Source organism: Sphingomonas bisphenolicum (genome assembly GCF_024349785.1).
Lineage (GTDB): Bacteria > Pseudomonadota > Alphaproteobacteria > Sphingomonadales > Sphingomonadaceae > Sphingobium > Sphingobium bisphenolicum.
Window position 1 is genome coordinate 2,216,593 of sequence record NZ_AP018817.1, and the last position, 21,619, is coordinate 2,238,211.

19 protein-coding genes are annotated in these 21,619 nt (G+C 63.1%); 15 read left to right on the plus strand and 4 right to left on the minus strand.

The window, feature by feature from the left end:
* Window positions 1–360 precede the first annotated feature (360 nt).
* The 3 genes from SBA_RS10940 to SBA_RS10950 all read left to right on the plus strand — a co-directional run bounded on the left by SBA_RS10940 (window position 361) and on the right by SBA_RS10950 (window position 4,981).
* Complete coding sequence (locus SBA_RS10940; RefSeq protein ID WP_261934441.1) at window positions 361–2,790, plus strand: TonB-dependent receptor; 2,430 nt, start codon at window positions 361–363, stop codon at window positions 2,788–2,790.
* Between the two features lie 173 nt (window positions 2,791–2,963).
* Window positions 2,964–4,061 carry an LLM class flavin-dependent oxidoreductase gene (locus SBA_RS10945; RefSeq protein WP_261934442.1) on the plus strand — a complete coding sequence of 366 codons (1,098 nt, stop codon included), beginning with the start codon at window positions 2,964–2,966 and terminating at the stop codon, window positions 4,059–4,061.
* Between the two features lie 8 nt (window positions 4,062–4,069).
* Window positions 4,070–4,981: an alpha/beta hydrolase gene (locus SBA_RS10950; RefSeq protein WP_261934443.1), complete on the plus strand. Its 912-nt coding sequence runs from the start codon at window positions 4,070–4,072 to the stop codon at window positions 4,979–4,981.
* Between the two features lie 36 nt (window positions 4,982–5,017).
* On the opposite strand, the gene SBA_RS10955 is transcribed toward SBA_RS10950, so the two are convergent.
* From SBA_RS10955 to SBA_RS10965, 3 genes are all read right to left on the minus strand, one after another.
* Window positions 5,018–5,731, minus strand: coding sequence for a TetR/AcrR family transcriptional regulator (locus tag SBA_RS10955; RefSeq protein ID WP_261934444.1), 714 nt, complete (start codon window positions 5,729–5,731; stop codon window positions 5,018–5,020).
* Between the two features lie 137 nt (window positions 5,732–5,868).
* Window positions 5,869–7,107 (minus strand): MFS transporter, encoded by a 1,239-nt coding sequence (locus SBA_RS10960; RefSeq protein ID WP_261934445.1) that lies wholly within the window; start codon window positions 7,105–7,107, stop codon window positions 5,869–5,871.
* A complete protein-coding gene (locus SBA_RS10965) occupies window positions 7,104–7,853 on the minus strand; it encodes a glucose 1-dehydrogenase (protein ID WP_261934446.1) in 750 nt (249 codons plus the stop codon). Before SBA_RS10965 ends, SBA_RS10960 begins: the two co-directional genes overlap by 4 nt.
* A 175-nt stretch (window positions 7,854–8,028) precedes the next feature.
* On the opposite strand from SBA_RS10965, the gene SBA_RS10970 reads away from it, so the two are divergent.
* Both SBA_RS10970 and SBA_RS10975 read left to right on the plus strand, forming a co-directional pair.
* Window positions 8,029–9,261, plus strand: coding sequence for a cytochrome P450 (locus SBA_RS10970; protein WP_261934447.1), 1,233 nt, complete (start codon window positions 8,029–8,031; stop codon window positions 9,259–9,261).
* Window positions 9,262–9,300: 39 nt separating this feature from the next.
* Window positions 9,301–10,107, plus strand: a complete 807-nt coding sequence (locus SBA_RS10975) for an enoyl-CoA hydratase/isomerase family protein (protein ID WP_261934448.1) — start codon at window positions 9,301–9,303, stop codon at window positions 10,105–10,107.
* 19 nt (window positions 10,108–10,126) lie between these two features.
* Here SBA_RS10975 and SBA_RS10980 read toward each other — a convergent pair whose 3' ends face one another.
* Window positions 10,127–10,837 (minus strand): TetR/AcrR family transcriptional regulator, encoded by a 711-nt coding sequence (locus SBA_RS10980; RefSeq protein WP_224545939.1) that lies wholly within the window; start codon window positions 10,835–10,837, stop codon window positions 10,127–10,129.
* A 403-nt stretch (window positions 10,838–11,240) separates the two neighbouring features.
* On the opposite strand from SBA_RS10980, the gene SBA_RS10985 reads away from it, so the two are divergent.
* From SBA_RS10985 to bioB, 10 genes are all read left to right on the plus strand, one after another.
* On the plus strand, window positions 11,241–11,618 hold the full coding sequence (locus SBA_RS10985; protein WP_224545940.1) for a nuclear transport factor 2 family protein: 378 nt from the start codon (window positions 11,241–11,243) through the stop codon (window positions 11,616–11,618).
* Between the two features lie 45 nt (window positions 11,619–11,663).
* Window positions 11,664–12,752, plus strand: coding sequence for an LLM class flavin-dependent oxidoreductase (locus SBA_RS10990; RefSeq protein WP_261934449.1), 1,089 nt, complete (start codon window positions 11,664–11,666; stop codon window positions 12,750–12,752).
* Window positions 12,753–12,755: 3 nt separating this feature from the next.
* Window positions 12,756–13,502: a glucose 1-dehydrogenase gene (locus tag SBA_RS10995; protein ID WP_224545942.1), complete on the plus strand. Its 747-nt coding sequence runs from the start codon at window positions 12,756–12,758 to the stop codon at window positions 13,500–13,502.
* A 78-nt stretch (window positions 13,503–13,580) separates the two neighbouring features.
* The gene (locus tag SBA_RS11000; protein WP_261934450.1) at window positions 13,581–16,085 is read left to right on the plus strand and encodes a TonB-dependent receptor; all 2,505 of its coding nucleotides are present in this window, start codon (window positions 13,581–13,583) and stop codon (window positions 16,083–16,085) included.
* Between the two features lie 62 nt (window positions 16,086–16,147).
* A complete protein-coding gene (gene accB, locus SBA_RS11005; protein WP_261934451.1) occupies window positions 16,148–16,633 on the plus strand; it encodes an acetyl-CoA carboxylase biotin carboxyl carrier protein in 486 nt (161 codons plus the stop codon).
* A complete protein-coding gene (locus SBA_RS11010; RefSeq protein WP_261934452.1) occupies window positions 16,633–18,000 on the plus strand; it encodes an acetyl-CoA carboxylase biotin carboxylase subunit in 1,368 nt (455 codons plus the stop codon). The genes accB and SBA_RS11010 overlap by 1 nt, the downstream gene beginning before the upstream one ends.
* Window positions 17,997–18,425 (plus strand): biotin/lipoyl-containing protein, encoded by a 429-nt coding sequence (locus tag SBA_RS11015; RefSeq protein WP_261934453.1) that lies wholly within the window; start codon window positions 17,997–17,999, stop codon window positions 18,423–18,425. The genes SBA_RS11010 and SBA_RS11015 overlap by 4 nt, the downstream gene beginning before the upstream one ends.
* Window positions 18,425–19,846: a 3-hydroxyacyl-CoA dehydrogenase NAD-binding domain-containing protein gene (locus SBA_RS11020; protein ID WP_261934454.1), complete on the plus strand. Its 1,422-nt coding sequence runs from the start codon at window positions 18,425–18,427 to the stop codon at window positions 19,844–19,846. The genes SBA_RS11015 and SBA_RS11020 overlap by 1 nt, the downstream gene beginning before the upstream one ends.
* Entirely contained in the window at window positions 19,843–20,625 is a 783-nt protein-coding gene (locus SBA_RS11025; protein WP_261934455.1) for an enoyl-CoA hydratase-related protein, read from the plus strand. The genes SBA_RS11020 and SBA_RS11025 overlap by 4 nt, the downstream gene beginning before the upstream one ends.
* Window positions 20,622–21,617: a biotin synthase BioB gene (gene bioB / locus SBA_RS11030; protein WP_261934456.1), complete on the plus strand. Its 996-nt coding sequence runs from the start codon at window positions 20,622–20,624 to the stop codon at window positions 21,615–21,617. The genes SBA_RS11025 and bioB overlap by 4 nt, the downstream gene beginning before the upstream one ends.
* Window positions 21,618–21,619 lie beyond the last annotated feature (2 nt).

Here is a 21,619-nt window from a genome sequence, read left to right on the forward strand (position 1 = left end):
AGAAAGGCAAATGCTTTGAGCGCATTGGCTCATACGCTTCATAATCTCTTTTTATGGTGAGAAACGGGCGATCCAGGCAGCATTTCGATGGCCGGCTTCGTCGGCGTCGATTGTAGGCGCAAGGCGCTGTTGCCAACCATTCGCCGCTTAGAGGGCTTGCCATTGGGCGAGGATATATCGGATTTTTCAACAGGCGCGCGAGCAATGGCAGGTCAAGTCAAAATCTCTAATATAACATATTGAATTAAAAGAATAAATTATATTGGTAGGACCATATATCATTTCAGTTGACAGGATGCGCTCAAAAATCCGATACTAATTCGGCTTCGTAAAAAGCGAAGAAAATGGGAGGATACCGAAATGAACGCTGCAAAGGCGCTTTTGTTGTCGGGTGTTGCGGGGCTGGTCATGGGAACCGCTGCGCAGGCTCAGGAAGCACAGGATTCAACCGCACAACCCGCGCAATATGCGGACATCATCGTGACCGCGAACAAGCGGCAGGAGAATATCAACAAGGTCGGCCTGACCATTACCGCGCTGAGTGCAGAGCAGTTGCAGGACCGCAAGATCGTTTCCCTTTCCGACGTTGCGTCCGCCGTTCCGGGCCTTACCTTCACCCCGTCGGTCACCAATACGCCCATCTTCACGCTGCGTGGCGTCGGCTTCAACGAAAGCTCTCTGGGCGTCTATCCGGCCGTGTCGGTCTATATCGACCAGGCGCCGCTGCCCTTTCCGGTGATGGCGTCGCATGCCGCCTTCGATCTGGAGCGGATTGAAGTGCTGAAGGGGCCGCAAGGTACGCTTTTCGGCCAGAATGCGACCGGCGGTGCGATCAACTATATCGCCGCCAAGCCGACCGATACGTTCGAAGCCGGGGGCGACATCACCTATGGCCGCTTCAACCAGATTGACGGCAATGCCTATGTCAGCGGGCCGCTGACGGAAAATCTCAACGGCCGCATCGCGATGACGGCGCACCATCTCAACGACTGGCAGTATAGTCTGACGCGCCCGACCGACACCAATGGATCACAGGACTATATCGCCGGCCGCATCCTGCTGGACTGGCAGGCCTCGGAGCGGCTGAAGCTGGCGTTCAACCTCAACGGGTCGCGCGACACATCCGATCCGCAGGCGATCCAATATGTGGCGATGAGCCCGACCGACTTTACGAATGTGAAGCCGATCTATGCCAACCAGCCGTTCGCCTATGGCAATGCGCGCGTTGCCGACTGGACTCATTTTTCGGTCGATCCCTATGGCGGTCCTGCCGGCACACCGACCGACGAACTCGCCGATTTTTCGCCCAAGTCGAAGCGCACCTTCATCCAGGCTTCGGTCCGGGCGGATTATGACCTTACCGACGACATGACCCTGACGTCGATCACCACCTATGATCATTTCAAGCAAAATCAGCGCACCGATGGCGAAGGCGTGGTCGCGGTGGGTTTCGACCTTCAGAAATCGGACGGCAAACTGACATCCTTCAACCAGGAATTGCGGATCGCCAACGCCAGCACGTCGGCGCTGCGCTATATCATCGGCGGCAATTATGAGCGCAGCACGACGAGCGAGCTTCAGCATCTGCGCTATTACGACAATGATACCAACAATGCCGGCCTGATGTTCATCAACTTCAGCGGTGACTTGATGAAGCAGAAGATCACCAACTATGCCGCGTTCGGTAATCTTGAATTTGATATCAGCTCGCAACTGACACTCAAGGGTGGCGTGCGCTATACCCAATCCAAGAACAAGGCCTATAATTGCGGCTTCACCGACGCGAATGGCTATGTGAACGACCTGTTCAATTTCCTGGGCGGTTTGCTCGGCACAGCGCCGTTCACGCCGATCGGGCCGGAGGGCTGCTACACGCTCAATGACAATAATGTCCCCGGCGAGCCCTTCCGCAAGACGCTGAAGGAAGACAATGTCTCCTGGCGGGTGGGTGTCGATTACAAGGTGACCGACACGACGCTGCTCTATGCCAACGTCTCGCGCGGCTACAAGGCTGGGAGCTTCCCGGCGCTCGCGGCGTCGGGCTATGTCGGCCTGCAGCCGGTCGTGCAGGAATCCGTGACGGCCTATGAAGCGGGCCTTAAGGCCCAGTTGTTCGACCGTGCGGTACAGTTCAATGCGGCGGGCTTCTATTATGACTACCGGAACAAACAGATCCGCGGCAAGCTGCTCGATCCGCTCTTCGGCGTGCTCGATATCCTCATCAACATCCCCAAATCCCGCATCTATGGCGGCGAAGCGGATGTCACGATCCGTCCGGCCGCTGGCCTGACGCTGTCGGGGGGCGTTACCTATCTCAACTCGAAACTGCAGAAGGGGCCGGTATCGCCGCGCGACTATAATATCATCGGCGAGGTCAATGACTTCGGCGCTTTCGGCGACGCGCTGCCTTATACGCCCGAATGGTCGGGCACGGCGTCGATCGATTACCGTGCCCCGGGAGACGGAGGTCCGTTCGTCGGTGTGTCGACCAATTTCCGCAGTTCGCAAGACGCTGCGCTGGGCGGCAGCCGGATCGTGTGGCCCGACAATCCTGCCGAATTCCGCAAGCAGGCGCCGATTGGACTGGTCTACAAGATTCCCGGCTATGCGACCGTGGATGCAAGGCTCGGCTATGAGGCGCCCGGTGGTGCCTGGAAGGTCATGTTGTGGGGCAAGAACGTCTTCAATAAATATTACATCGCTGCGGTCGTGCCGGCGAGCGCGTCCGCAGGTCGGCTGGCGGGAATGCCGGCGACCTATGGTGTAACCATGTCGTTCAAAATCAAATAAGGGGGCGACTGGCGCCGTTTCCACATTGGGAACGGCGCCGATTTTTATGCGCCAAACCGCACCGGCGATGCGCTCGAACGCTATGGACGAACAATGATAATCCGATAATATTTCGGATATAATGACAAGATTGGCGGCTCAGGCAGCGGCCCTGCGAAAGCAAGGAGAGATTCATGGACATCATCTATACGCCTGTTTGGCAGAATCCCGGCAACATCCGCAGCCCGCTTCAATTCGTTCAGGACGAATTGTCGTTGATGGAACAGGTGGAGGGGCTGGGTTTCGATATCTGCTGCTCCCCCGAACATCATTTCGATATCGACTATTCCGCATGTCCCGATAATTTCCTGCCACTCAGCTATCTCGCGGCCAGGACGACGACGCTTAAACTGTGCCTCGGCGCGGTGATCCTGCCCTGGAACGACCCCTTGCGGGTGGTCGAGAAACTGGCGTTCCTCGATCATCTGAGTGGCGGCCGCTGCATCGCCGGATTCGGCCGTGGCCTCGCCAAGATGGAATATAGCCACATGGGCATTCCCATGGACGAGTCGCGCGAGCGGTTCGACGAGGCGCTCGAAATGGTGCTGAGCGCACTGCGCAGCGGGGTGATCGAGGGTACGGGCAAATATTATCCGCAGACCCCGACCCCAGTGCATCCCGCCCCGCGCGCGTCGATGGCTGACAGTTTCTGCGCCGTCGGCATGTCGCCCGAATCCTCGCGCACGGCTGGTGAGATCGGCGGCCGCCTGCTGACTTTTGTCACTAAGCCGCTGGACGGCATGTTGCCGCTGCTGAACGAATATCGCGACGCCTTCCGTACCCATCATCCCGATCGCCAGCCGCATATCATCATGGATGATTTCTATCTGATCCGAGAGGATGCCGACGAAGCGCGCGAACTGGCCTACACCTATGCCGGCAACTATTATCAGACCGTGGTCCGCCATTATGAGATGACCGGCGACCATTTCGCCAAATCATCCGCCTATCAATCCTATGCCGAAGGGGCCGCCGCGTTGCGCGACATGGGTGTGGAGGCAGCGGCCAGGGCCTATGTCGACGCACAGGTGGGCGTAGGCACGCCGGCGCAGGTGCTGGCTCGCGTCGAGGAGCGCCTCCGCGTCCTGGGGCCGGAAATCAGCCTGGCCGGCTGCTTCTTCTATGGCGGCATGAGCCGTGACGAGGCGATGGTGTCGTTGCAACTGTTCGGCGATAAGGTCATTCCTGACGCAAGGGCGATGGCGCGGGATTACGCGACGGCCGCGGCCTGAGCCGCGCCATGGTCGGGCTGTCCAAGAGCGCTGCGCACCAGCGCGCGATCGACCTGTTTCGGGCGGCGACGCCGGAACCGACCGCGCCGATCGATGCGTGGCGCGACGGGTTCGAGGCGCTTTGCGCGAACTTTCCTGTTTCGGACGATGCCCGGATCGAGGTTATCGACCTGAACGGGGTCGCCGCGCTGCAGGTGACGGCGGGCAGCGTCGGCGACGCCGGTGGCCGCGCCGTGCTGCATTTCCACAGCGGCGGCTATGTGATGGGCAGCGCCAGGGCCTATTGCAATTTCGCGGAACGGCTATCGCGCGTTTGCGAGGCGTCGGTGATCGTGCCCGATTATCGATTGGCGCCCGACCATGTCTATCCGGCTGCGGTGGACGATGCGATGACGACCTATCGGGCGATGCTCGACCGTCATGGCGAGGATCGCTTGATCGTGAGCGGCGATTCTGCCGGCGGGGGGCTGGCGATCGCGGTCCTGATGGCGGCGCGGGACGCAGGCCTGCCGCTGCCGCTGGCGGGTGTCGCCATATCGCCGTTGCTCGACCTGGCGGGGGAAGGGGAGTCCGCCGTCACGCTGGATGGCGTCGATCCCCTGATCGACCGCGTGATGATCGTGGAAATGGGCAAAGTCTATATCGAGGATCGCGATCCGCGCGCCCATGCCCTGGCTTCTCCGGTCTGGGGCCAGCATCATGGTTTGCCGCCGCTCTTCCTGACCGCCAGCGATGCTGAGGTGCTACGCGACGACGCCGTGCGACTGGCCGCCGGCGTACGGAAAGCGGGCGGCGACGTGGAACTGGTTCTGGCTGAAGGCATGGTGCATATCTGGACGCTCTTCCCTTTCCTGGAGGAAGCGGATCGATCGCTGGACCAGATCGGCCTCTTCGCGCGTGAACATTTCGCTACGGATTGACGCCGGTCCGCCAAATGTCCCTGTCGTCGAGCCGCTTCATTGCGTCGTGCGCGCCTCTATCTCCAGCAGGGCGATCAGCCGTTCGGCCATTTCGGTGCCGGCCTTGGTCAGGTTCCTGGGCTTGCGATAGAGGAGCCAGGTGATGATGATCTGGTTGATGCCGCCGGTCAGCAGCGCGACGGTTTCATAAGGGTTGCGATCGCGCGCGATCCACCCTTCCGCAATCGCGTCATTGACCAGGAACAGCAGGACGCGCGTGAAATCGTTGATGCTGTGGTGCAGGTCGGTGTCCGTCACGAATACGCTGGGCCAGATTTCCAGATAGAAGAGGCGTGCCCATTCGGCATGTTCGCGTGCGTAATCGGCGGACATGACGAGGTAGAGAAGCAACCGTTCGCGGGTCGTCTTGGACGCGGCCGCCCCATGATAGCTTTCGAAAAATTCGGCGAGGTGAGACAATGGCAGGTCATAGGCCAAATCCTCCTTGCTCTTATAATATTCATAGAGAGTGGAGGCGGAAATGCCGGCTTCCGCCGCGATGTCGGCGATGCGGGATCGCGAGATGCCGTCGCGCGCGAAGACGCGCAACGCGCCGGTCAATATCTGTTGTTCCGTCCGCTTGCTGCGGTCCTGCTTGCGCTCGGTGGCGCGTTTGGGCCGATGGGATATTTCCCGCAGCAGCCTGTCCCAGCCCTTGTCGGATTCCGGCGCCATCGACGGCTGGGCCGTAATCACGTCTTTTGCTGGCACTATGATCTCCATTATGTTGCCGTGCAGGGCAGGGAAGCAGAATAGGCCGCTGCCCTCTCAAGTTCCATGCAGCATATTGGCGCCCATGGGAATATTGGCGAAGAAATTTCGGTTTGAGGGGCTCGGCGACGCTGCGATCAGACCGCCTTGAAGTCGGTGGGATCGACCGGGTAGCGGCCGAGCGCAAGCAGCCCCGCCGCGCCGCCCGCCAGCAGAAGCGCGGACAGGATGAAGGCGATGTCGTAGTTGTGAAGATGGTCGTACAGCGCGCCATAGGCCCATGGCGCCGTGCCTGCCGCCGCGGCGACGAACATATAGAGCCTGCCGTAGATGCGTGCGAAATCGGCGAGGCCGAAATAGCGCGCCACCAGAAAACCCAGCATGTCGAATTCCATGCCCGTCGCCGCGCCCAGCAGCGCGGCCGCGACCGCATAGGCGATGAAGCCCGCATGGCTGATCAACAGCAGGCAGGCGCCCGCTGCGGGCAGCAGGATGATGGTGGCGATCAGCGGCGCCCAGACATGGTCGATCATCAGGCCGACGAGGATTCGGCCCGCGATGATCGCGCCGCCCAATATGCCCATGATCGTCACCGCCTGCGCAAGCGGCAGCCCCCGGTCGCCAAGCGCGGGGACGAGATTGGGAATGATGCCGCCGACCGCCAGATAGATGGCGGCCGTGCTCGCTCCTATCAGCCAAAAGCGGCGGTCGCGCAGCACGGCAGCGAGCGGCAGGCCGGACCGGCCCGAGGACGAGGTGGCGGTTTCGTCCGCCGCATATTTGCCCGTTCGTGGCAACATCAAGGCACAGAGCGGCAGGATGACCAGCAGCGCGAAGCCCGCCAGCAACAGATAGGCGGTCCGCCATCCGCCCCATGCCATGCCCAGCATCACCAGGCGTGGCATCAACACCGCCGACAGGCCGCTGCCTGACAGCGCGATGCCGAGCGCCAGTCCACGGCTCGCCGAGAAGCGCTCCGCGATCAGGCAACTCCATGTCACCGCGCTGGTCCCGGCGCCGATCAGCGCGATCAGCGCATAGGCGAGGTAGAGCTGCCAGAGCGAGCCGTGGATCGCCGCCGCCAATGCAAGCGCGCACCCCATGCCGATGAGGCCGGACAGGATGGCTCGCTTGAGGCCGATCCGTCGCACCAGCCAGCCCGCAAACGGTCCACCGGCCAGCCCCAGGCCGGTGCTGCACAATATCGCGCCCTGGATCGCGCCCCGGCTCCAGCCGAAATCGGCCTGCAGCGGCGCGACGAACAGGCCGATCGTATAGACCGGCAGCGTCGTCGGCACGCAGGTGATGCCGATGACGGTCAGCAGCACCAGATGCCAGTTGCGCCGCCATTCGGCCAGGGACGCGCGGCCCGTCAAAGGGCGGTCAGCCCGCCATCGATGATATATTCGGTGCCGGTGATGAAGCCGGCTTCGTCGGACGCGAGGAAGACGACCAGGTTCGACACGTCCTCTACTTCGCCCACACGCCGGATCGGCACCGATCCGCTGGCGATCCTGATCTGATCGTCGTCCAGCGCCTGCGTCATCATCGGCGTGCGGATATAGCCGGGGTGGACGGAGTTCACGCGGATCGCATGTTCGCCATATTCGATCGCTGCCTGTTTGGTGATGCCGCGGACCGCGAATTTACTGGCGGCGTAGGCGACGTTGGGCGTGCCGTAGATGGCGACGATGCCGGAAATGGACGAGATATTGACGATGGCGCCGCCGCCGGCGCGTATCATCGACGGGACGGCATGTTTGATGCCCAAGAAGACGGACGTCTGGTTGATCGCGCATACCTTCAGGAAATCGGCTTCGGACAGGTCGGCCGCCTTGGCCACGGGCCCGATGATGCCGGCATTGTTGACGAGAGCGCTGACCGGGCCGAAATGTCGCTCGGCCGTTTCGATGACCATCCGCCAGTCCGTTTCGTTCGTCACATCCTGCTTCACGAAAAGGGCATTGTCGCCCAACTCTTCGGACAGCGCAGCGCCGGCGGCTTCGTTGATGTCGGTGAACAATGTTTTGGCGCCTTCGGCCACGAAGCGGCGGGCATGTGCAGCGCCCATGCCCTGTGCCGCGCCGGTGATGATCGCCACCTTGCCCTTCAATCGCATCATTGCTCTCCAAATAACCGACTATTTATCGTAAAATTATGCTGATATTTCGATGATGCCGGATTTTTTGGAAAAATTACAGATAAAAACCGACGAAAAATCTTTTATATGCCGGGCGTGGCGGATAAGGTGCCGAGCAATGCAGGGCGCCACAGCGCCCGCCCATGGGGAGAGTGATATGGCTTCGGACATGACCGCGCCGGCGACGATGCTGGCGCAACAGCCCGACAATGTACCCGACGACCGCGTCTTTGACTTCGACATATATCGCGATGTTCCGGAAGGCAGCGATTTTCACGCCAGTTGGCATGAATTGATGGCGCAAGTCCCCCATCCGCTGATGTGGACCCCGCATAATGGGGGGCATTGGGTCGCGTTGCGGGCGGATATTTCTGATGTCGTGATGTCGGATTCAGAGCGTTTCTCCAACCGGACGGTGCTGGTGCCCAAGGATACGGCGGGGGAGGCCTATCGCCTCATCCCGCTGTCGCTCGATCCGCCCGAACATCGGCCCTTTCGCAACCTGCTCAACGAAAATCTGGGGCCAAAGCCGCTCAAGCCGATCGAGGACAGCATCGTCGACCTGACGGTCAGTCTGATCGAGGGCTTCCGGGCGAAGGGGCAATGCCATTTCGTGGAGGAATTTGCCGAGCAACTGCCCGTCCGTATCTTCATGCAGATCGTGGACCTGCCGGTGGATGACCTGCCCAAGCTCAAGCATCTGGCCGACCAGTTCACCCGGCCTGACGGGTCGCTGACCTATCCGGAAGTCTCCCAACTTTTCCGCGACTATCTGACCCCGGTCATTGCGGCGCGGCGTGGCGCGGACGGACAGGACATGATCAGCCGCATGGTGAACGGCCAGGTCGGCGGCCGGCCGCTGACGGATCTGGAGGCGCAGAATATCTGTATCCAGGTGCTGGTGGGCGGCCTCGATACCGTCGTCAACATGCTCGGCTTCACCTTCTCCTATCTCGCCCGCGACCATGACCTGCGCCGGGCGATCGCCGCCGATCCGTCGCGGATAGACGATGCGCTGCTCGAATTCTTCCGCCGCTTCCCCGTCGTGTCTTCCTCGCGTGAAGTGAAACAGGACGGGACGTTCGAAGGCGTGGAGCTGAGGGCCGGCGAGATGGTGATGGCGCCGACCGTCGTCGTCGCGCTGGACGATGCGATGAACGACGATCCGCTCGCATTCCGCCTCGGCCGCACGGCGCGCAAACATTCCACCTTCGGCAAGGGATCGCACACCTGTCCCGGTGCACATCTGGCGCGGATCGAGATGAAGACGGTGTTGCGCGAATGGTTCGCCCGCATTCCCGAATTTCGACTGGCGAAGGACGAGCTGCTGCGATTTTCCAACGGCATCGTGGGCAGTGTGAAGCCGTTCACCCTGGAGTGGGATGTCTGATCCTGCCTACCGGCCCTTGGCTACAGGAAATCCGCTACGATGACAGCATCTGTCCTGCGCCGGGAGACGTTCGGCGCCTTCACCCTAGACGTCATGGACGATGGCGTCGCGCTCATCCTGTTCGATCGACCGCCCGTCAATGCCGTGTCGATCGACGTCTATGAAGCCATCGGCGCCTTCACGGATCATGTCGCGGCAAGCGAAGATATCAGGGCGATCGTGCTGGCGGCGCCGCCGGGTGCGCGCGCCTGGTGCGGCGGCGCGGACCTGCATGATTTCGATGGAATCGACGTCGCGGGGCGCAAGGCGCGCTACGACTTCATCAACGCCCAACTGCCGCGCTTCTATCGGCTCGACCGGCCGGTGATCGCCGCCATATCGGGCGCGGCGATCGGCATCGGCATGATCCTGGCGGCGCTGTGCGACATGCGTATCGCCGCCGAGGATGCCGCCTTCGCCTGCCCGGAGATCGATTATGGACTGGTCGCGGGCGGGGCGGGGCTGTTCGCCCATGTGAATATGCCCGAAGCCAAGATCCGCGAGATGCTCTTCAGCGGCGCGCGCTTCACCGCGCGCGAACTCGAACCGACGGGCTTTTTCAACTATGTCCTGCCCGCCGCCGAAGTTCTGCCCCGCGCCATGGCGCTCGCGCGCGCCATTGCGGGGAAAAGCCTGCCTGCGATCCGCGCGCGCAAGGTCGCGTCCGCCCGGCTGGAGGGTATGAGCTGGACAGAAGCTTATCTGGACGCGCAAAGCTTCACTGCGCAACTGACGGCAGGCAGCGACGGGGCGGAGGGCGTGCGCGCCTTTCTGGACCATCGCGCGCCGCGCTATGAGGATCGCTAAATCATCGGTTCGCGCCGCCTTACCGGCGGACTTCATTCTCCAGCATCGCGATCAGCCGTTCGGCCATCTCGCTGCCCGCCCGTGTCAGATTCTTGGGCTTGCGATAGAGCAGCCAGGTGATGATGAGCTGGTTGACGCCGCCGATCAGCAGCGCGACCGTTTCATAGGGATTGCGGTCCGGCGCAACCCAGCCTTCGGCGACGCCCTCCTTCACCAGGAACAGGATGACGCGGGTGAAGTCGTCGATGCTGTGGCGCAGTTCGGTGTCGCTGACGAAGACGCTAGGCCAGATTTCCAGATAGAGCAGCCGTGCCCATTCGGCATGTTCGCGCGCATAATCCGCCGACATCACCAGATAGAGCAGCAGCCTTTCGCGCGCCGAAGTGCGGCTGGCCGCGTTCGCATGATAGCTTTCGAAAAATTCGGCGAGGTGGGACAATGGCACGTCATAAGCCAGATCCTCCTTGCTCTTATAATATTCATAGAGGGTGGAGGTGGAAATGCCGGCCTCCGCAGCGATGTCTGCAATCCGCGAGCGGGAAATGCCATCGCGCGCGAACACCCGCAGCGCCGCGTTCAATATCTGCTGCTCGGTGCGCTTGGCGCGGTCCTGCTTGCGCTCCGTCGCCCGTTTTGGGCGGTGAGCGATTTCCTCCAGCAGGCTGTCCCACGCGCTCGCGGTGTTCGATGCGATCTGCTCCGACTCTCCCACGACCTCTTTTGTCGCCACGAAGGCCTCCAAATCCATGCGGCGCCCGGACTGCGGACGCCGCCCATTACACGCTTCTGTCGCACTCTACTGCCTTGGCTTGGCATCCTCTGCAACCCCAAAGCCTGACAGGTGCGGGAAAATAAGCACGAAGAATAACGGCGTCGTGCGGCAGAAATGGCGGAAAGCGGTCGCTTGGGAACGTATGCCTCTCCGGCGGCTCAAAATTTCCGATAAAACGTCGATTTTATAATTGACCTTATGCGGGTCGAGATGTAGCTAGATCGGCATAAGAGAACAGATTGCTGGGCCGGACGGCGCAGAATGAAGGAGAGGAAGATGGGACGTTATCCCACTATTTCCCTATGCCTTTCCAGAATTACAGGCCGGTTGCCACATGTTTCCATGTGCCGGGAGAATGGAAATGGTTGACGTAGCCGCCGCGGCGGAAGCTTTGATCCGGGCCTATAATGCCAAGGATTTCGATGCGATGGAGCGCATGATCGCGCCAGACCTCGATTTCGCGCATTTCAATCGTGCCTTCGTGATGACCAGTCGCGATGCGCTGCTGGGGGTGCTGCGCGACTTTGCCGGTAGTTATGTGCCGGATCGCCATTTCGAGGCGCCCGAACGGGTGACGGTCGCGGGAGACATCGTCGTGCGCGAGGCCTGGTATGTCGGAACGGCGAGGGTGGACCTGCCGGGCTTCGGTGCGGCGGGGGAGGCGTTCCGTCTGAAATTTTGCAGCGTGATGCGATTTGATCCGGCCGGCATATTGGTCGAATGGAAGGACCATGGATGAGGTTCTGCCCCAGCCATGGAAAAATATTCGTAGAAGAGGTGAGTGATGCAGGTTGGGATGTTCCAGACGCCGTTCGTGCGCCCAGAGCGTACGCCGCGGCAGGTGTTCGAATGGGCGCTGCGTCAGGCGGTGCACGCGGACAAGATCGGCTTCAGCGAATATTGGGTCGGTGAGCATGGCACGCTCAATTGGGAAGGCATTCCCAGCCCCGAACTGGTGATCGCGGCCGCTGCATTGCAGACCAGCCAGATCAAGTTCGGGCCGCTGGCCCATCTTCTGCCCTATCATCATCCGGCCACGCTCGCGATCCAGACCGCCTGGCTCAGTCAGATATTGGAAGGGCGTTATATGCTGGGCGTCGCTACCGGCGCCTACCCGACCGATGCCGCCGTGCGCGGGATCAAGGACATGTCGGGCAATCACGCCATGATGCTCGAAGCGATCGATATCATGGAGCGGGTCTGGAAGGGCGAGCCTTTCGAGTTTGAGGGGCAGTTCTGGAACGCGGGTTTCCCGCAAGCCAATCCCAACAAGCCCCTGCGCGACGTGCGCCCATGGGGCGGGACGATGCAGATGGCGATGACGGGCCTCAGTGCGCCGTCGCCTTCGATCGGCTTTGCCGGCACGCATGGCTTCCTGCCTGCGTCGGTCTATGCCGGCAATCCATTCCTGCGCAGCCATTTCGAAACCTACCGCGACACGATGACGGCAGCCGGGCGCGAGTCCGACCGGTCGGCCCACCGCGTCGTGCGCGACGTGATCGTCGCCGACACTGACGAGGAAGCGCGCAAGCTCGCTACCGAGGGCGGCATAGGCCTTGCCTGGAAGGAATATATCAAGCCGACCTATGAGCGCTTCGGCGTTCTCAAGGGCCTGCTCCATGACCCGTCGGTCGATCCTGCGGACGTGGATGCGGACTATCTGGCCGAACATGTCTGGATCGTCGGATCGGTCGAGACCGTGCGACAGAAGATGGAGGCCTGGTTCGGCGAACTGGGCGGGCCGTTCGGCACGCTGCTGGTCTACAGCCACGACTATATCGACAATCCCGAACCCTGGGAACGGTCGATGGAACTGCTCGTCAAGGAGGTCGCGCCGAAACTGTCGGACGCCAAGCAGACGGTAGCGGCCTGAACCATGGGCAGGCTCGCCGGCAAGGTCGCCATCATCACGGGCGCGGCGCAGGGCATGGGCGAAGCCCATGCGCGGCTGTTCGTGCGGGAGGGCGCCAAGGTCGTCCTGACCGACGTGAATGAGGCGGGCGGCAAGGCGCTGGCGACCGAGCTGGGCGATGCGGCGCTTTTTCTGCGCCACGACGTCGCCAAGGCGCAGGACTGGACCGACGTCGTCGCCGCGGCGGAAAGTCGCTTCGGTCCGGTAACGGTCCTCGTCAACAATGCGGGCGTGATCGGCCCGGTGAAGGGCCTGCTGGATTTCGAGGAGGCCGAGTTTCTGCAGGTCTGCGCGATCAACCAGCTGGGCGTGTTCCTGGGCATGAAGGCGGTCGTTCCCGGCATGATCGGGGCAGGCGGCGGATCGATCGTCAACATCTCCTCGATTGCCGGGATGCTGGGCACGAAAGAATCCTCCAACGCCGCCTACTGCGCCAGCAAATTTGCCGTGCGCGGCATGAGCAAGCTGATCGCGACACAATTCGGCCATGCCGGCATCCGGGTCAATTCGGTGCATCCCGGTTACATATTGACGCCCATGATGATCGCCGCGACCGACGAGCAGGGCGGCGGCGCGGCGGCGGCCATCCCTCTGGGCCGCCTTGCCCAGCCTTCGGAAGTATCCAATGTCGTCCTCTTCCTGGCGTCGGACGAAGCCAGTTTCGTGTCGGGGGCCGAACATGTGGTCGACGGCGCAATGATCGCCGGCTGACGGCGCAACAAGCAGAAGGCCCGGCAAGCGGCCTGAACAACGAATCTCGCACAAGCGTAGACGGGAGGTGAGGATATCATGAACAGGACGATATTTGCGACGCGGGTTTCCGTGTTGGCACTAATGGCGAGCGCCGCTCCGGCTTTGGCCCAGACGGCACCGGCCGCACCCCAGACACCGGCCCCGGCCGCCAACAGCGCCGACATCATCGTCACCGCCAACAAGCGCGAGCAGTCGGTGAACAGCGTTGGCCTCACCATCACCGCCGCGTCGTCGGAGGAACTGTCCAATCGCGGTATTTCCGGGCCGGCCGACCTGGCGAAGCTCGTGCCGGGCTTCACATTTACCCAGTCGATCTACTCGACGCCGGTCTTCACCCTGCGCGGCATCGGCCTTTACGACGCGACCTTCGGCGCGGCGCCTTCGGTGTCGGTCTATACCGACCAGATTCCGCGCAACGTGCCGGTGATGTCGGATGGCCTCGACCTCGATATCGAGCGGGTCGAAGTGCTCAAGGGGCCGCAGGGTACGCTGTTCGGGCAAAGCTCCACGGGCGGCGCCATCAACTATATCGTCGGCAAGCCAACCGCCGATTTCGCGGCGGGTTTCGACGCATCCTATGAGCGTTTCAACCGCGCGGAACTGTCCGGCTTCGTCAGCGGTCCGCTGGCCGACGGTATCCGCGCCCGTCTGGCGGTGAAGGACGTATCGGGCGGTGCCTGGCAGCGCAGCCTGTCGCGGCCGAACGACGAAAATGGCGACCAGCGCAAGTTCATGGGGCGCTTCACCCTGGACATCCAGCCGACCGAGAGGCTGAAGATCGAGCTGATGGCGACCGGCTCGCGTGACCGGTCCGACCCACTGGCCCCGCAATATGCCGGCACCACGCTCAATCTTTACCCGGACCAGGCCGCCGCCGCCGCATCGGGCAATCCCTATGCGCAGGTCGATGCCCAGCGCTATGCGGACCTGACCACGCCGACGTCGGCCGGCTATGACGCATCCTTTCTGGGACGCCAGTCCGTGGTCGTCGGTCGTCTCAGCAGCGCCAACCCCGCCACGGCAGCCGGTGCGAACGCCCTTCTGGGCACGCCGGTCAGCAGCCGGGCGCGAGACGCCGAATGGACGCAAGGCTTTCTGGGACGGTCGCACAACAGCTATTATCAGCTTGCGGGTCGCGCCGATCTCGACCTGAGCGACACGCTCAAGCTGACCTACATCGCCGCGCTGGCGAAGCAAAAGCTCGACTATAATCAGGACCTCGACGGCACGGCCGCCCAGGTCGTCGATGTCCCGCTGTTCGGCGACGTGCGATCGTTCAACCAGGAACTCCGCCTTTCGCTCGATACCGACAGCTTCAACGGCATCGTTGGCGCGAGCTACGACAATCTCCGGACATCCCAGAACAATTTCTTCTATCTGGGAGACTATTCCGCGAACGCAGACCTGATCTCGGTCACGCTCAACGAATTCGACTCCCGGATGCGCAGCTACGGCCTGTTCGCGAATGGCGAGTATAAGGTCACCCCGCAACTGACCGTGCAGGGCGGCATCCGCTACACGAAGAACAAGCAGGAGGCGAGCTACTGCTACAGCGATCCGACGGGCGCCGGCGCGGCCGTCCTGTTCGGCGCGGCTCTCAACAGCGTGCCGATCACCATCGCGGCGGGGCAGTGCTTCCCCACGACGGGCGACCTTCTGCTCGGCACCGCGAAATCGACATTGACCCCGGTCAACCAGTCGCTCACCGAGGACAATATTTCCTTCCGTGTAGGCGCGAATTATAAGTTCGACGGTGGCGCACTGATCTATGCGACCGTCAGCCAGGGCTATAAAGCGGGCATCTTCTCGGCGATCGGTGCCTCGCGTGCGAACCAGTATAGTCCGGCGACGCAGGAAAAGGTGATTGCCTATGAAGGCGGCTTCAAGGCGCCGTTCGCCAATGGCGCGCTGCAATTCAACGGTGCCGCCTTCTATTATGACTATTCCAACAAGCAGGTACGCGGCCGCGTTCAGGACACCATTTTCGGCCTGCTGGAGAAGATGCTGAACGTACCCAAATCCTATGTGTTCGGGCTTGAAGGCGAACTGGTCGCACGTCCGGCTCAGGGCCTGCGCCTCAGCGCCGGTGCCACCTACCTCAAGAGCAAGGTCAAGTCTGACTATTCGGCGACGGCCGACGGCTTCGCCGTCTATAATGCGGCGGGCTATACCGGCAATTTCAAGGGATCGGAGCTACCCTACACGCCCAAGTTCAGTGCCAATGTCGACGCGCAATATAGCGTGCCGGTGTCGGACAGTCTGGAGGCTTTCCTGGGCGGTGGACTCACTTACCAAAGCAAGCAGAATACGACCTTCCACAATGCCGGGCTGCCTGCCGACGATTTCACGATCAAAGGCTATGCCCTGCTCGACGTGCGGGCAGGGGTGAGCAGCAGCGATGGCAGGTGGCGCGCCAGCCTCTATGGTCGCAACATCACGAACAAATCCTATGTGACCGCCGTGTCGACCTATCTCGACACGCTCATCCGCTATCGGGGCAAGCCGACCGTCTATGGTCTTTCGCTCTCCTACAAATATTGAACTCTCCCGCTGGGCGCGGCGGCCGATCCGGCCGCTGCGCTCTTCTTTCCCGGAAGGTGCCGATGACCGGACATGATTTTCCTGATGCGCTGAAGCAGTTGCTCGACGAGTTTTCACGGTCGGGAATAAGAGAATTGCATATCCGCAAGCCGGATTTCGAACTCTATCTGTCGACCGACGCTTCGGCTGCGCGTCCGCAGGCGGCGACGCCCGTCGCTGCGCCGGCATCTGTGCCGGTCGCCCAGCCCGCCGCGCCTTCCAGACCGATCGCAGCGCCTCCTGCGCTCATATCCTCCCTGCCGGACGACGCCATCATCATCAAGGCGCCGAACCTGGGCACCTTCTATCGCGCGCCCAAGCCCGGCGCCGCCAATTATGTCGAGGTGGGATCGAAAGTGCAGGCCGGCGACGAACTGTGCCTGATCGAGGTGATGAAGCTCTTCACCGCCGTGCGCGCCGGCTCGTCGGGCACGGTTCAAGCCGTTCTGGTCGAGGACGGCGCCATGGTCGAAGGCGGCCAACCCCTGTTTGCGCTGGTGAGGGACTGATGCCGATCAAACGACTTTTCGTGGCGAACCGGGGCGAGATCGCACTGCGCATCGTCCGCGCCGCGCAGGCGCTCAATATCGAAACGGTGGTGGCCGTGTCGGATGCCGACCGCGACAGCGCGGCCGCGCGGCTGGCCGATCGGTCGATCGTTCTGGGGCCGGCAGCGGCGGCCAAATCCTATCTCGACCCCCGCCTGATCGTCCATGCGGCCAAGGAAAGCGGCTGCGACGGCCTGCATCCGGGCTATGGTTTCCTGTCGGAACGCGCGATCCTGCCGCGCCTGTGCGCGCAGCATGGCATCGCCTTCGTGGGGCCGGAGCCCGACGTCATCGACGCGCTGGGCGACAAGCTGCGCGCGCGGGCGATGGCGGGCGCGGCCGGCGTACCGCTGGTGCCGGGCAGCGAGTGCGTCGCCTCGGCGGCCGACGCGCGGCGGGAAGGGGACCGGATCGGCTATCCCGTGTTGCTGAAGGCCTCGGCCGGCGGCGGTGGACGCGGCATGGTGATCGCCAATAATGGCGACGAGGCGGAGGCCGGCTTCCACAAGGCCAGCGCCGAAGCGGTCGCCGCCTTTGGTGATGGCACCTTGTTCATGGAGCGCTTCGTGCCGGAAGCGCGCCATGTCGAGGTGCAGTTGATGGGTGACGGCAAGGGACAGGTGCTGCATTTTGGCGAGCGCGACTGTTCGGTACAGCGCCGCTACCAGAAGCTGATCGAGGAGGCGCCGTGCGCCGCCATGCCCGATCATCTGCGCCGGCAATTGCATGAATCCGCCGTCGCGCTTGCGGCGAGCGTCAACTATCGCAATGCCGGAACCGCCGAATTCCTGTTCGACGTCCAGCGGCAGGAATTCTACTTCATTGAGGTCAACGCCCGCATCCAGGTGGAGCATCCGGTGTCCGAAGCGATCACCGGATTCGATCTGGTCCAGGAACAGATCCGCATCGCCGGCGGCGCCGGCCTGTCCGTCAGCCAGCAGGACGTCAAGATCAGCGGTCACGCCATCGAATGTCGCATCAATGCGGAGGATGCTGCGCGCGACTTTCTGCCCAGCCCAGGCCGAATCACCCGCTGGGAACCGCCGCAGGGACCGGGCATAAGGCTGGACAGTCATATGTCGGCCGGCGCCATGATCCCGCCCTTCTACGACAGCATGGTGGGCAAGCTGATCGTCCATGGCAGCGACCGGGCGGACGCGATCGCCCGGCTGGGCGACGCGATCGATCACTTCGTGGTGGAAGGCGTACCGACGACCTTGCCGCTGCACCGCGCGATCATCGCGCACCCCGATTTCATCGAGAACCGCATCCACACCCGCTGGCTCGAACAGGTTCTCCTCCCCGACTATGGAAAGAAGGCGGCATGACGGCCGAAAAGAAAGACCCGGTGATCGCCGCGGTCGATGATGCCCGCGCGCTGCTCGACACGCTGCTGACGAGCGGCTGGCAGCAATTGCATGTCGCGTCCGGTGACACGGAGATTTTCCTGGCGCGCGATGGTGGAGCCGCCAATCCGATGCGGGCGGCTGCGCCGGCACCCATCGTTGCGACTCCCGCGATTCAGGTCGGCCCCGAAACCATCGTGCCGGTCCCCTACGTCGCCACGCTGGAACGGGCGCTGGCGGTCGGCACCCAGGTGACGGCCGGCCAAGCCGTCGCGACCGTGCGCGTACTGGACGAGCAGGAGGATATCGCTGCACCGATTTCCGGCACCATCGTCCGCGTGGACGCACAGCCGGGTTCGCTGCTGGAATATGGCGCGACCCTGCTATCGATCGCGGCGGCGGCGTGATGAATGCCGCCATCGGAAAAGTCGCGGTCTGCGGCGCGGGCGCCATGGGATCGGGCATCGCCCAGGTTGCGGCGCAGGCGGGGGCTTCCGTCCTCATCTTCGACGTCAATGCGCAGGCACTGGACGCGAGCCGGGCGCGGACACTGGCGGACCTCGACAAGCTGGCCGCACGCGGCAAGCTGTCGGCGGACGAAGTGCGGGCGATCGGCGAACGGATGCAATGGGTGTCGACGCTCGATGCCCTGGCCGACCGCGATCTGGTGATCGAGGCGATCATCGAGGATGCGGGCATTAAGGGCCAGTTGTTCGAACAGGTCGAGGCGATCCTGTCGCCGGAAGCGATCATCGCGACCAACACCTCGTCCCTGCCGATCTCGCGTCTCGCGCGGGGCTTGAAGCGGCCTGAGCGGTTCATCGGCATGCATTTCTTCAATCCGGCGACAGTGATGAAACTGGTCGAGGTGATTTCCGGCGCGGCGACCGACCCGGCGGTCGCAGAGCGGATCAGGGCGACCGCGCAAAGCTGGGGCAAGGTCGCGATCCCCGTCGCAGACGTGCCGGGCTTCATCGTCAACCGCGTCGCGCGTCCCTTCTATGGGGAGGCCTTCGCCGCGCTGAACGAAGATGCGGCGGATGCGCCGGCCATCGACGCCCTGTTTCGCGCGGCGGGCTTCCGCATGGGGCCGCTGGAACTGACCGACCTGATCGGACAGGACGTCAACTTCGCCGTCGCCCGCTCAGTGTTCGATTCCTATTTCGGCCGCACTCGCTTCGTGCCGCAATTGCGGCAGGCGGCGTTGGTCGATGCCGGTTGGCTCGGACGCAAGACGGGCAGGGGGGTCTATGATTATCGCGACGGTGCGCCCAGGGCCGCCGATCCGCAGGTGCCGGACGCAAGCGTGAGCGATACGCATCGACAGGCGATAGCGGCGCTCAAGGAGGCCGTGCCCGGCACCTTCCTGCGCTGCGGCGCGCTTTTTGTGGGCACAACCCAAGGGCGGACTGCGCGGCAGGAAAGCGACAGCTTGGGCGCGCCGGTCATCCTGTTCGACTGGTCCCCCGCCGATGCCGCCGGACCGATCGGTTTCACCCTGTCCGACGAGCGCGTTCGGCCCGACGTGTTCGGCTTGCTCGCCGCGCAATCGCGCGCTGGCGTGGAAATCGCCGACCGGCCGGGCATGATCGTCGCTCGGACGCTGGCGCAACTCGCCAACGCCGCCGCCGACGCCGTGCTGGAACAGGTAGCGGACGAACAGGGCATCGACGCGGCGCTGCGCTATGGCGCGAACTATCCCTATGGTCCCTTCGCCTGGGCCGACCGCTACGGCCGCGGGGCGCTCGTTCGCCTGCTCGACGGCATCGCGGATGGCACCGGCGAGGCGCTATACCGGCCATCCCATTATCTGAGGAACCGCGCATGAGCGAAACGCAGGATATCTTGCTAGTCGAGCCGATGGGCGCCCACGGGTTGCTGCTGCGGCTGAACCGCCCCGAAAAACGCAATGCGCTGGCCACCGACCTGCTCGTCCGGGTCGCCGATGCGCTGGACGCCGCCGCGGCCGATCCCGCCATCCGCGCGGTCGTCATTACTGGCGCGGACCGTTTCTTCGCTGCAGGGGCGGATATCAGGGAACTGGCGTCGCGTGATACCAGCGGCGCACTGGGCGACCCGCGGCCAGCGATCTGGACACGCATCCGCGGCTTTTCCAAACCACTGATCGCAGCGGTCGAGGGATGGTCGCTGGGCGCGGGGAACGAACTGGTCATGTGCTGCGACCTCGTTGTGGCCGGCGAGAGCGCGAAATTCGGCCAGCCCGAAACCAATCTGGGCATCGTTCCCGGCGCGGGCGGCACTGCTATCCTGCCACGGCTGGTCGGACGCAGCCGGGCGATGCGAATGGTGTTGCTGGGCGATCCTCTGTCCGCCGTCGAAGCATTGCAGGCGGGCCTTGTCGCGCAAGTGGTCGACGATGGGCAGGCGCTCGCGGTTGCGACCGACCTTGCCATGCGCATCGCCGCCCGCGCGCCGTTGGCGATGCAGCAGGGCAAGGCGATGGTCCGCGCGACCTTCGAAACGCATCAGTCCGCGCATTTGCTGCTCGAGCGACAGGCCTTTTCCGCGCTGTTCGGCACTGCCGACAAGCGCGAGGGCACCACCGCTTTCTTCGAGAAGCGCGACCCGCAATGGAGCGGCGCATGAACGACCTGTCCCCGATGGGCGCGACCTGCGCGGCGCCGCTGCCCGAAGTTTCACGCGAAGCGATCGCCGCGCTGTTCGAACTGCCCTTCCTGGATCTGGTGGCGCAGGCCCATGCCGTGCATATCCGACATCATCCGCGCAACGCCGTGCAACTGTCTACCTTGTTGTCCATCAAGACCGGCGGCTGCGCGGAGGATTGCGGCTATTGCAGTCAGTCCGCCTTTGCCAAGAGCGGCGTAAAGGCGGAAAAGCTGATCGACGCCGACACAGTTGTCGCCGCCGCGCGAGAGGCGAAGGCGGGCGGTTCCAGCCGCTTCTGCATGGGCGCGGCGTGGCGCGAACCCAAGGTGCGCGACATGCCCGCGCTGCTCGACATGGTGCGGCGGGTGAAGGCGCTGGGCCTGGAAACCTGCATGACGCTGGGCATGTTGAGCGGCGATCAGGCCGACGCGCTGGCGGAAGCGGGACTTGATTATTACAACCACAATATCGACACCAGCCCGGACTATTATGACCGGGTCATCACTACCCGGAGTTTCCAGGACCGGCTCGACACGCTGGACCATGTTCGCCGGGCAGGCATGGCGGTGTGCTGTGGCGGCATCCTGGGGATGGGCGAGACGCGCGAAGACCGCATTGCTTTTCTCCACGCGCTTGCCGCCTTGCCCGAACCGCCCGACAGCGTCCCGCTGAACGCGCTGGTGCCGATCCCCGGCACCGTGCTGGGCGACATGTTGGCCGACACGCCGCTGGCCCGGATCGATGAGATCGAATTCGTGCGCACCGTCGCTGCGGCGCGGATCACCATGCCCCACAGCGTCGTGCGCCTGTCGGCCGGTCGCGAGAGCATGAGCGAAGCAGGGCAGGCGCTCTGCTTCATGGCCGGAGCCAATTCGATCTTCACCGGCGACCGTCTGCTGACCACGAGCAACAAGGGCGGCGATGCCGATGCCGCGTTGTTCGCGAAGCTCGGGCTGGCGCCGTCCAGTTGAGG

Excerpts from the sequence above, each read along its gene's own strand:
- SBA_RS10940 (WP_261934441.1), top strand. The coding sequence starts at position 361 with ATGAACGCTGCAAAGGCGCTTTTGTTGTCGGGTGTTGCGGGGCTGGTC.
- SBA_RS10945 (WP_261934442.1), top strand. The coding sequence starts at position 2,964 with ATGGACATCATCTATACGCCTGTTTGGCAGAATCCCGGCAACATCCGC.
- SBA_RS10950 (WP_261934443.1), top strand. The coding sequence starts at position 4,070 with ATGGTCGGGCTGTCCAAGAGCGCTGCGCACCAGCGCGCGATCGACCTG.
- SBA_RS10965 (WP_261934446.1), bottom strand. The coding sequence starts at position 7,853 with ATGATGCGATTGAAGGGCAAGGTGGCGATCATCACCGGCGCGGCACAG.
- SBA_RS10970 (WP_261934447.1), top strand. The coding sequence starts at position 8,029 with ATGGCTTCGGACATGACCGCGCCGGCGACGATGCTGGCGCAACAGCCC.
- SBA_RS10975 (WP_261934448.1), top strand. The coding sequence starts at position 9,301 with ATGACAGCATCTGTCCTGCGCCGGGAGACGTTCGGCGCCTTCACCCTA.
- SBA_RS10985 (WP_224545940.1), top strand. The coding sequence starts at position 11,241 with ATGGTTGACGTAGCCGCCGCGGCGGAAGCTTTGATCCGGGCCTATAAT.
- SBA_RS10990 (WP_261934449.1), top strand. The coding sequence starts at position 11,664 with ATGCAGGTTGGGATGTTCCAGACGCCGTTCGTGCGCCCAGAGCGTACG.
- SBA_RS10995 (WP_224545942.1), top strand. The coding sequence starts at position 12,756 with ATGGGCAGGCTCGCCGGCAAGGTCGCCATCATCACGGGCGCGGCGCAG.
- SBA_RS11000 (WP_261934450.1), top strand. The coding sequence starts at position 13,581 with ATGAACAGGACGATATTTGCGACGCGGGTTTCCGTGTTGGCACTAATG.
- accB (WP_261934451.1), top strand. The coding sequence starts at position 16,148 with ATGACCGGACATGATTTTCCTGATGCGCTGAAGCAGTTGCTCGACGAG.
- SBA_RS11010 (WP_261934452.1), top strand. The coding sequence starts at position 16,633 with ATGCCGATCAAACGACTTTTCGTGGCGAACCGGGGCGAGATCGCACTG.
- SBA_RS11015 (WP_261934453.1), top strand. The coding sequence starts at position 17,997 with ATGACGGCCGAAAAGAAAGACCCGGTGATCGCCGCGGTCGATGATGCC.
- SBA_RS11020 (WP_261934454.1), top strand. The coding sequence starts at position 18,425 with ATGAATGCCGCCATCGGAAAAGTCGCGGTCTGCGGCGCGGGCGCCATG.
- SBA_RS11025 (WP_261934455.1), top strand. The coding sequence starts at position 19,843 with ATGAGCGAAACGCAGGATATCTTGCTAGTCGAGCCGATGGGCGCCCAC.
- bioB (WP_261934456.1), top strand. The coding sequence starts at position 20,622 with ATGAACGACCTGTCCCCGATGGGCGCGACCTGCGCGGCGCCGCTGCCC.